General features: G+C 62.4%; 9 protein-coding genes. 7 read left to right on the top strand and 2 right to left on the bottom strand.

All coding sequences use genetic code 11. The annotated features are described in order from the left end of the window. Both ABIE33_RS30180 and ABIE33_RS30175 read right to left on the bottom strand, forming a co-directional pair. A partial coding sequence (locus ABIE33_RS30180; RefSeq protein ID WP_429131877.1) for an aldehyde dehydrogenase family protein occupies window positions 1-752 on the bottom strand: 752 nt, incomplete at its 3' end. 116 nt (window positions 753-868) lie between these two features. Continuing rightward, window positions 869-1,318, bottom strand: coding sequence for an Lrp/AsnC family transcriptional regulator (locus ABIE33_RS30175; RefSeq protein ID WP_429131875.1), 450 nt, complete (start codon window positions 1,316-1,318; stop codon window positions 869-871). 170 nt (window positions 1,319-1,488) lie between these two features. Here ABIE33_RS30175 and ABIE33_RS30170 point away from each other — a divergent pair, with 170 nt between their 5' ends. Genes ABIE33_RS30170 through ABIE33_RS30140 form a run of 7 tightly spaced genes read left to right on the top strand, consistent with a single transcriptional unit; the run spans window position 1,489 to window position 9,550 of the window. Then, window positions 1,489-3,006, top strand: coding sequence for an ABC transporter substrate-binding protein (locus ABIE33_RS30170; protein ID WP_429131873.1), 1,518 nt, complete (start codon window positions 1,489-1,491; stop codon window positions 3,004-3,006). A gap of 21 nt (window positions 3,007-3,027) precedes the next feature. Then, a complete protein-coding gene (locus ABIE33_RS30165; protein ID WP_429131871.1) occupies window positions 3,028-3,972 on the top strand; it encodes an ABC transporter permease in 945 nt (314 codons plus the stop codon). Continuing rightward, window positions 3,969-4,784 (top strand): ABC transporter permease, encoded by an 816-nt coding sequence (locus tag ABIE33_RS30160; RefSeq protein WP_429131868.1) that lies wholly within the window; start codon window positions 3,969-3,971, stop codon window positions 4,782-4,784. Before ABIE33_RS30165 ends, ABIE33_RS30160 begins: the two co-directional genes overlap by 4 nt. Before the next feature lie 4 nt (window positions 4,785-4,788). After that, window positions 4,789-6,453 (top strand): ABC transporter ATP-binding protein, encoded by a 1,665-nt coding sequence (locus tag ABIE33_RS30155; protein ID WP_429131866.1) that lies wholly within the window; start codon window positions 4,789-4,791, stop codon window positions 6,451-6,453. Then, window positions 6,450-8,012 (top strand): serine hydrolase domain-containing protein, encoded by a 1,563-nt coding sequence (locus tag ABIE33_RS30150; RefSeq protein ID WP_429131864.1) that lies wholly within the window; start codon window positions 6,450-6,452, stop codon window positions 8,010-8,012. The genes ABIE33_RS30155 and ABIE33_RS30150 overlap by 4 nt, the downstream gene beginning before the upstream one ends. Next, window positions 8,005-8,868, top strand: a complete 864-nt coding sequence (locus ABIE33_RS30145) for a creatininase family protein (protein WP_429131862.1) — start codon at window positions 8,005-8,007, stop codon at window positions 8,866-8,868. The genes ABIE33_RS30150 and ABIE33_RS30145 overlap by 8 nt, the downstream gene beginning before the upstream one ends. Further along, window positions 8,861-9,550, top strand: a complete 690-nt coding sequence (locus ABIE33_RS30140) for an RraA family protein (protein WP_429131861.1) — start codon at window positions 8,861-8,863, stop codon at window positions 9,548-9,550. Before ABIE33_RS30145 ends, ABIE33_RS30140 begins: the two co-directional genes overlap by 8 nt.

Here is a 9,550-nt window from a genome sequence, read left to right as displayed (position 1 = left end):
ATCTCGGTGGACCCGGTAAAGCTCATGGCGCGCAAGCGCTTGTCCGCGCTCATCTGCCCAACGATCGTCGCGGCATCGCCGGTGACGACGTTGAACACGCCGGCGGGAATGCCGGCTCGTTCCGCGAGTTCGGCCAGCGCCAGCGCCGAGAGCGGCGTTTCGCTGGACGGGTGGGCCACCACCGTGCACCCGGCGGCAAGCGCTGCGGCGGTTTTACGCGTCACCATGGCCGAGGGGAAGTTCCAGGGCGTCACGATTCCGACGACGCCGAGCGCCTCTCGGCGCACGATCATCTCAGCGCCGGCAAGGTGGCTGGTGACGCTTTCGGCATTCAGCCGTTTGCCTTCTTCGGCGTACCAGTCGAGGAAGGACGCAGCGTAGTCGATCTCTCCGCGTGCCTCGGCGATCGGCTTGCCCTGCTCCAGCACCATGATGTGGGCGAGATCGTCGCGGTTTTCGCACATGAGCGCTGCCCAGCGCCGCAGACCGGCGGCGCGCTCCTGCGGCAGCAGGGCCTGCCAAGAGGGAAAGGCTGCCGCGGCGGCCGAAATCGCTTCGCGTGTGCCATCGGCATCGATGCTGGTGACGCGCGCCACCTGCTGACCGGTGGCAGGATCGTTCACCGGGAAATCCATCAACCCGGCCATCCAGCGCCCGGCGACATAGGCCAACTCTCGCAGAAGGCTGTGGTCCCTTAAGGTGTCGACCGCGGCATGCCGCCTCTCGCGGGGGCTCAGTCGGGCCTTCCTCATTGCATCTGTCCTCGGCTGTCTTTTGAAACGACCACGAACATCGCAGATAAGGCGCCGTGAGGTTGGACTGAAGATGACCAGATCGCAGTCCGTCCGGGCTTTGTTTTAGGTCGTTTTCAGTCCACCCGATCCTTGACGGTTTTGGTGACGATATAGGTGAAATAGCGCTGTATGCCGATTTCCATGCCAAGCAACCGGTCGACCAGTCGCTGGTAGCTGTCGATGTCCGCCGTTTCGACGGTGAGAAAATAGTCGACGCCGCCGCCGACCGACCAGCAGGAAACGATTTCCGACACTTGGTCTACCACTGCTTCGAACCGCTTGAAATCGGCATGGCGATGACTGGCGAGGGTCACTTCCATCAATACCCGAACGGAAGGATTGGCCGCCTTCCGGGCGACACGCGCATGATAGCCGGTGATGACGCCACTGGCCTCAAGTCGTTTGAGGCGCGTCCATGCCGGTGTTGCCGAGAGGCCTACCGCTTCGGCAAGAGCCTGTTTTGTCAAACGGCCATTGCTCCTCATCGCCTCGATGATGCGCAGATCGATGGAATCGAGCTTCACGTGCTTCTCCATGGGCGGCGCGAACCCCGCACCCTCTATAGTGGACATGTTTTCATAAACCATACGGAAACATGCTTGACTATGTTTTATGGGTATGAAATGTTTTTTTCAGCAAAATAAAACAAAAGGGCGAGCTTATGACACCGTATAGTCCACTCCTTTGCGCACTCATGTCCTCTATCGTTCTCGTCGTCCCCGGCCTGGCCGCCGCCAAGACGCTGACTGTTCAGATCACCGCCGATATTCGCAGTTCACAGCCCGGGATCAATCGTGACGCGGGGACCGATTCCGTCATGCTCAATGTGGTGGAGGGTCTGGTTGCCGCAAACGAAAAGGGTGAGATCCGCCCCATGCTTGCCGAGAGCTGGACGGTCTCCGAGAACGGCAAGGCTTATACGTTCAAGCTGCGCCAGGGCGTAAAATTCCACAATGGCGCGACGATGACGGCCGCGGATGTCCAAGGAAGCCTGGAAAAACTGCTGACTGATCCAGAATACAACTGCAAGACTTTTTTCGACGGTAGCCGTGACGCCAAGGTGGAAGGAATAGATGCACCGGACGCCAATACGATCGTCATCCGACTCGACCGCCCCAATGTCATGCTTTTGAACTACATGGCGCAGGCCCAATGCGGCTCGGCCGGGATCGTGCATCGCGCCTCTTTCAACGAAGACGGCACCTGGAGGGCACCGGTGGCCACCGGACCATTCGTGTTCGGCGAGTGGAAGCGAGGCGAGGGCCTGACACTAAAGAAGTTCGCCGATTACTCGATCACCGGTGACAAGCCGGACGGCTACGGTGGCCGCAAGGAAGTCCTGATCGATGAAGTGAAATATGTGGTGGTGCCGGATACGGCAACGGCAGTGGCGGGGCTGCGCAGCGGCGCGCTGGATGTTCTGCCGTATCTGCCGCCGAGCGAGGCGGCGAAGCTGAAGGACGAAAATGACTTCACCGTGGTTGCCGCGCCGCATGGAGGTCTGGTGACCATGTTGTTCCAGACCGCCGATCCGCTGATGTCGAAGGTTGCGATGCGCCGGGCCGTCATTGCTGCGCTCGATACGCCGCAGATCGTCGAATCCGTTACCTACGGCCTTGGTGTGCCGAACAACTCGCTGGTCGCGACAAGTTCCTTCTACCATACGGCCGCACAGGACAAAGGCTATGCCTACGATCCTTCCGCGGTTCCGGCCCTGCTGAAGGAGGCGGGCTACAACGGCGAAAAGATCAACATTCTCACCAACCGCCGCTCGGCGATCAATTACGATACCGCCGTCATCGCGCAGGCGATGCTTCAGTCCGTCGGCATCAATGCGGAAATCGAAGTTCTGGAATGGGCAAGCCAGCTCGATCGCTTCAACAGCGGCAAATATCAAATCATGGCGTTCAATTACTCCAACCGTACGGATCCGGGGCTGGCCTATCAGACGGTGGTTGGCTCGAAAGCCAAGAAGGTCAATGCGGTATGGGACGATCCGCAGGTCAGCGAACTGGTCGACAAATCGCTGCAGGAGGCCGACCCGGCCAAACGCCAGGCGATCTTCGATGATCTTCACGCCCGCTTTCTCGACCAGGTACCGTTGGTGATGTTGGCCAACGGTCTGGACGTGGGCGTCTCCGGTCCCAAGGTCAAGGGCTATCGCACCTGGCAGGGCTTCGCCCGCTTCTGGGGCGTCGAGCGCAGCGAATAAGACCGGCTGCTGGATAAAGACATGCTGAAGTTCGCCCTGTCCCGATTGCTGTCAGCAATCCCCACGCTGTTTATCGTCTCTGTGGCGGTGTTCGGTCTCATCCGGCTCATCCCCGGCGATCCGGCCAGCCTAATGCTTGGCGATCTGGCCGATGCCGACGCGCTTGCCGCGGCCCGGCAGGCCATGGGGTTGGATCGTCCCATTCCGGCCCAGTTCGCCCTGTGGCTCGGCAATGTGGTGCAGGGCGATCTCGGCCGATCCGTCCTGAACGGACAACCGGTCCTGGATCTGGTCCTGCACCGGTTCGCCACCAGCGCCCAAATGGTGCTCATCGCCGTTGGCCTTTCGGTGCTCGTTGCCGTGCCGCTGGGCATGCTCGCCGCCTGGCGACAGAACAGCAGCCTCGATCTCGCCATCGTCGCGATGTCGACCCTGCTGCTTTCCATTCCCACCTTCTGGCTGGGGCTGATGATCCTCCTGGCCCTCGGGCTGAAGCTCGGTTGGCTGCCGGTCCTGGGCTATGTTTCCATCGCCGACAATCCCGTCGCGGGCCTGCTCTATCTCATCATGCCGGTGCTGACATTGGTGTTGCATGAGGCGGGCATCATCGTGCGCATGGCCCGTGCTTCGACGCTCGACGTATTGCGGCTCGATTACATCACGCATGCGCGCGCCAAGGGGCTCAGCGAAACTGCGGTGCTGCTCCGGCACGCGGCGCGCAACGCCTTCGGTCCGACCTGGACATTGATAGGGCTCATCCTCGGCAATCTGCTCGGTGGCGTCGCCGTGGTCGAAACGGTGTTCACCATCCCCGGGCTGGGACGCCTGATCATCGATGCGATCTATGCCCGCGATTACGCGGTTGTTCAGGGCTGCCTGCTCTTCGTCGCGGTCACCTACCTGTTCGTCAACCTGCTGGTCGACCTCCTCTATCCCCTTTTCGATCCGAGAGTGACTGCAGAATGAGACGGCATCAACAAAACCGCATTCTTGGCGGCATGCTTCTGGCCTGCTTCTTCGGCTCCGCGCTCGTCGGACGCTTCTGGACGCCCTTCAACCCCTTGCGTATCGAACTGCGCTCCAAATTGCAGGCGCCGGACGCGACACATTGGCTGGGCACCGACGAGTTCGGGCGCGACGTGCTTTCGCGCCTTATGGCGGCCGCAGGCAGCAGCGTCTCCATCAGCCTCACCACGGTTTTCCTGGCGGTTGCTGCGGGCGTCACGCTCGGGGTTATCGCCGGCTATGCCCGCGGTTGGACCGACCGCGTGATCATGGCGCTCAACGATGCTTTGCTCGCTTTTCCAAGCATGCTGCTCGCGCTGGCGCTGCTGTCGATCACGGGTGCCAACATGTACGGCATCATTCTCGCGCTGGGCATGGCCTATACGCCTTCGATGGTGCGCGTCGTACGCGGCTCGGTGCTGTCGCTCAGGGAGCGGGAGTTCATCGAAGCCTCGCGGATCATGGGCAATTCGCCTGCGTATACGATGTTCCGCCACATCCTGCCCAATTGCCTTGCGCCGGTCATCGTGCTCGCCACGTCCATGTTCGGCTCCGTGCTTTTGACGGAGAGTGCGCTCAGCTTCCTCGGCCTCGGTGTGCCGCCACCGGCGCCAACCTGGGGCAACATGCTGGCCAGCGCCCGCCCGCACATAGCGGAAGCCATATGGCTTGGCATTTTCCCCGGCCTGTGCATCTCGCTCACCCTGCTCGGCATTAATCTTTTCGGCGATGCCATCCGTGACCGTTTCGACCCCCGCATGAGAGGATTGTAATCTGATGAACCAGCCTCTCCTTGAGGTCGATGACCTCAGTCTGGGCATGAGCGGCAGTGCCGGTCACCTGATTGTCCGCAACGTCTCCTTGCGCGTCGGTGCCGGCGAAATCGTTGGCATCGTCGGCGAATCCGGCTCGGGCAAGACCATGGTGGCGCGTAGCCTCATGGGCCTCCAGCCGCCGCCCATTGCCATCGCCGGCGGTGATATCCGCTTCGAGGGTCTTTCGGTGCCTGGACTTTCGCCCCGTCAGTTGCGCGCCTTGCGCGGCCGGCGCCTTGGCATGGTGTTTCAGGAGCCGATGACCTCGCTCAACCCGTCCATGAGCATCGGCAAGCAGTTGGAGGAACCGCTGAAGCTGCATGCGCAACTGGACGCTGCAGCAAGGCGTGCCCGTATTCTCGAAATTCTCGACCGGGTGAAGATCCGCGATCCCGAAGCGGCGTTGACGGCCTTTCCGCACCAGTTTTCCGGCGGCATGCGTCAGCGCATCATGCTGGCCTCGGCCATGCTCCTGAAGCCCGCCCTGCTGATCGCAGACGAGCCGACCACCGCGCTCGATGCCCTCGTTCAGCGCGAGGTCCTGGAACTGATGCTGGAAATGGTACGCGGCCAGAACACGGCGCTTCTGATGATCAGCCACGATCTGCCGATGGTAGCACGCTACTGCGACCGCATCATCGTGATGCGTCAGGGCGAGATCGTCGAGCAGGGGCCGGTGGCCGCCATCATTTCAAGGCCCAAGCATCACTATACGAGGGAACTGCTTCACTCGATGCCGGCGCGCGGCCCTTCACGCCAAATCGACGCCGGCGCGCAGCCGATGGTCGAAGTGCGCGATCTCCAGGTCGAGTATCCCGTGAAGACGGGTCTTCTGGCGCGCAAGGCTACGAAGAAGGCGCTGAATGGCGTGAACCTTTTCGTGCGCCCGGGCGAGATCGTCGCGCTGGTCGGGGCGTCCGGCTCTGGCAAGACGACGCTTGGTCGCTGTATCGCGGGACTGACGCCGGCTTCCTCAGGCCAGATCCTTTTCGCCGGCGAGGAGGTCAAGCCTGGGGGCCCCAACTGGCGTCACTATCGGCTCAATTGCCAAATGATTTTTCAGGACCCCTTCGGCTCGCTCGATCCGCGCATGAAGATCGGCGACATCGTTGCGGAAACGCTGAGGCACGATCTTGTGACGGACAAGACAACCAAGCAAGCGCGCGTGCGTGCCGTCCTGGATGAAGTGGGGCTCGATGGCCGCTACCTAGAGCGTTTTCCGCACGAGCTTTCCGGCGGCCAGCGCCAGCGCGTGGCCATTGCCCGTGCCGTCGTGGGGCGTCCGCAGTTCGTGATCGCAGACGAAGCGGTTTCGGCGCTCGACGTGACCGTGCGCGCCAAGGTGCTGGAGCTTCTGGCCGATCTTCAGCGCCGCTACGGCTTCTCCTGCCTGTTCATCAGCCACGATCTCGGGGTCGTGGAACAGCTTGCCGACAGGGTTGTGGTGATGCGCGATGGTGCGATCGTTGAAGAAGGCGGCCGCGATGCCATCTTCGATACCCCGCGTTCCGATTACACCCGTGCACTACTCTCGGCCATTCCCACGCTCACCCGCACGGCAACCGGCGTCTCGCTGAACTGGCGATTTGCGCCCACCGATAATGCTGTGGCGGAAGCATTGCCATGAAGACAGGAAATATGACCCAGGACCTGCCGCGCGCCACCCCTCAGTCGCGCGGAACCGACCCCGCCATCTTATTGGGCCTGCTGGACGACATCGAGCGACAGGGCATCGAAATGCACAGCCTGCTCATCTGGCAGGATGGCGCCCTGATCGCCGATGCCTATTGGGCGCCCTATGCCGCCGCCCGCCCGCATATGATGCATTCTGTGACCAAGAGTTTTACCTCCATGGCGGTTGGGCTGGCGGTGGCCGATGGTCTGCTCTCGGTGGACGATGCCGTCGTCAGTTTTTTTCCTGGCTTTTCGGGGCCAATGGAAACCAACCTGCGGGCCATGAAAGTCCGCCACCTCCTGACCATGACCAGCGGGCACGCGCGCGGCATTTCTGGCGGCTCCTGGCGGCGGATGCGTTCGAGCTGGATCGAGGATTTCCTGCATCAACCCACGCCTTTCACGCCCGGCGATGTATTCGTCTATGACAGCGCGGCCAGCTACATGCTTTCCGCCATCGTCCAACAGGTCACCGGGCGGCAAATCCATGACTACTTAAGCGAACGCATCTTCGGGCCGATGGGCATGTCAGCAGCCATGACCTGGGATGTCGGCACTGACGGCGTCAACACGGGAGGCAACGGCCTGAGCTGCACTAGCGCCGACATGCTCAAGCTCGGTATCCTGCATCTACAGGACGGCGCCTGGCAGGGACGCCAGCTTCTGCCGCGCAAATGGGTGCGGGAGGCAACGGGCATGCAAATGCGCGACGTCGTCCTCGGCGTCTTTACCGGCGATCACTATCTGGGACCAAACGAGGTCGACGGCCCACCCGCCACCCGCCGGGAGGGCTACGGCTATCAGTGGTGGCGCGGTCCGCATGAGAGTTTTTCCGCCAACGGCCTGTTCGGGCAGTATTGCATCGTGCTTCCGAACGAGAAGGCCGTCGTTGCTTTCACGGGCGGCCTTGACGACAGCGACCGTCGCGTCCATGCGCTGATCTATGAGGGGCTGCGTCCAGCGCTTGGAGCCGGCGCGGGGCGGCAGACCGCTGAGACGCTGAAGGCGCGCCTTGCGGGGCTTCGGCTCAAGACCCGCCCTGGTATCGCGCGCAGCGACCCGGCAGCCGACGCGTTGTGCGGACTCTATGAGATGATGCCGAACGACCAAGCGGTCGAGCGGGTTTTAATCGCGCAGGAGACAAGCGCGGTGCGGTTTGTGCTGTGCGATGCGGGCGGAACTCATGAGGTCATAGCCGGCTTCGGCTGCTTCCTTGAAACGGTGACGACCATGCCTGGTGCGCGCCTGCACCATTCCTACCAGCCGGAGGCGGGTTTACGTGTCCTTGCCTGCGCGCGCTGGCTTTCGGCAACGGCGGGCGAACGTGTGCTGGAGATGGACTGGATCTTCGTAGAGACGGCCTTCCGCGACACTGTCCGGCTGTATTTTCGTGATGGCGAGCTGCGTCTGACGCGGCAGGTGAATGTCAATTCTTCGGAACTGGCCTTGTCTGATCTCGCCGGCCGCCTTGCCGCGCGGACGGCAATAACAAGGGAAAAAGAGCATGGATGACCACAATGACCCAGAGGTTGGTCCGGTCGCCATTGCCCGGATGAGCCATGCGGCTTTCGCTGACCGGATGAAGCGGCCCGCCATCGTTCTCATACCGCTGGCCTCGCAGGAAGTGCAGGGGCCTCACGCGCCGATGGGCGATTTTATGCTGACGGAACGGCTGGCGGAGCTGAGCGCCAAGGCCGGCGACGGCCTTTGTGCCCCCACCTTGCCCTTCGGCTATGCCGATTTCTTCCGCGCCATGGCGGGAGGAATTCAGTTGCGCGCCGACACTTTCTGCCGGGTGCTCGAAGACGTGCTTTCCTCATTCCTCGATCACGCGCATGAAAGGCTCCTGATCTTCAATGGCCACACGACCAACGCAGCGTTGATCGATCAGGTGTGCCGCAAGATCCGGCGCGAGCGCGGCGTTCTCATTCCATCGCTGAACGTTTGGCAAATTATCCCGGAGAGCCTGTGGACGGAGCTCTACGGTGCTGATGCCAAGTCGGTGCGCGGCCACGGCGGCGAACCGATGACATCGGTCTATATGCATCTCTTCCCGCAACTGGTCCGGGCGGAATTGATGCGCGAGCCAACGCCGCGCGGCACGGTCTTCGGCCTTCCGATCGGTGGCGTCTCCGGCAGCCGTTTCGAGGATCTGCCATTGCAAATCCCGCTTGATTGCGACGAAGTCGACGCGAACGGCATGCTCGGCGGTCTTGCCTCCCTGGCAAGTGCGGAAAAGGGCAGGGCAATCAGCAATCATATCGTCGGTCACACGGCGCGTCTGATGCGCCATCTCGTGGTTCTTGATCCGCGCAACGCGGTCACCCCATCCCTTGCCGCAGTCGGAGAAGGAGCAAAAAATGCCTGAATTCCGCGTTGAACCCATGCCCACGTCCGCATCATCGGGGCTGCTGGAAGAACTGGAAAAAATCGAAACCGCCAGCGTTGGTCATCTTCGCTACACCGGGTTCATGGATGGTGGGGTCCTGCCGGTCGACCGAGGGCAGCGGGCGCGGGTCGGCACGGCGGTGACGCTCGCCTTGCCTGCCATGTGCTCGACCCTGCTTCACTACGCGCTCAGCCACCTGCGCCCCGGCGACATGCTGGTGATAGATCGACTGGGCGACACCCGTCACGCCTGCCTTGGCGGCGCAGTGGCGCGGGCGGCAAAACAAGCCGGTATCGCCGGCGTCGTCATCGACGGACCCTGCACGGATGTGGCGGAAATCTTGAACGAGGGCCTGCCCGTCTGGTGCCGTGGCGTTTCTGCGGTGACTACCCGCCAGCTGGATCTCGGCGGAACGTTCAACCGGCCGGTGGCCTGCGGTGGCGTGCCGGTGCTGCCGGGCGACATCGTGCTGGCGGATGCATCCGGCGTCGTCGTCCTGCCGCCCGATGAGGCGGCTGAGATCGCGGCCGTTTGCATCGCCCGTGAGGCGCGCGTCGCCCGCACGATGGAGCGGCTCGCACGCGGCGAGAAACTCGGCGACATCACGCGCGCGGTCGAAAAAGTGAGTGCGCGCCTGGGGCCCGCAGCCAGCAACGAATAG

It is taken from the genome of Ensifer sp. 4252, from assembly GCF_050434565.1.
GTDB lineage: Bacteria > Pseudomonadota > Alphaproteobacteria > Rhizobiales > Rhizobiaceae > Ensifer.
Note: the sequence above shows the minus strand (reverse complement) of the source record. Positions and strands in the feature narration are given on the sequence as shown.

What these genes read in the sequence shown, in the direction of transcription:
- ABIE33_RS30165 (WP_429131871.1), top strand. Translation starts at nt 3,028, where the DNA reads ATGCTGAAGTTCGCCCTGTCCCGATTGCTGTCAGCAATCCCCACGCTG.
- ABIE33_RS30140 (WP_429131861.1), top strand. Translation starts at nt 8,861, where the DNA reads ATGCCTGAATTCCGCGTTGAACCCATGCCCACGTCCGCATCATCGGGG.
- ABIE33_RS30150 (WP_429131864.1), top strand. Translation starts at nt 6,450, where the DNA reads ATGAAGACAGGAAATATGACCCAGGACCTGCCGCGCGCCACCCCTCAG.
- ABIE33_RS30145 (WP_429131862.1), top strand. Translation starts at nt 8,005, where the DNA reads ATGGATGACCACAATGACCCAGAGGTTGGTCCGGTCGCCATTGCCCGG.
- ABIE33_RS30160 (WP_429131868.1), top strand. Translation starts at nt 3,969, where the DNA reads ATGAGACGGCATCAACAAAACCGCATTCTTGGCGGCATGCTTCTGGCC.
- ABIE33_RS30170 (WP_429131873.1), top strand. Translation starts at nt 1,489, where the DNA reads ATGTCCTCTATCGTTCTCGTCGTCCCCGGCCTGGCCGCCGCCAAGACG.
- ABIE33_RS30155 (WP_429131866.1), top strand. Translation starts at nt 4,789, where the DNA reads ATGAACCAGCCTCTCCTTGAGGTCGATGACCTCAGTCTGGGCATGAGC.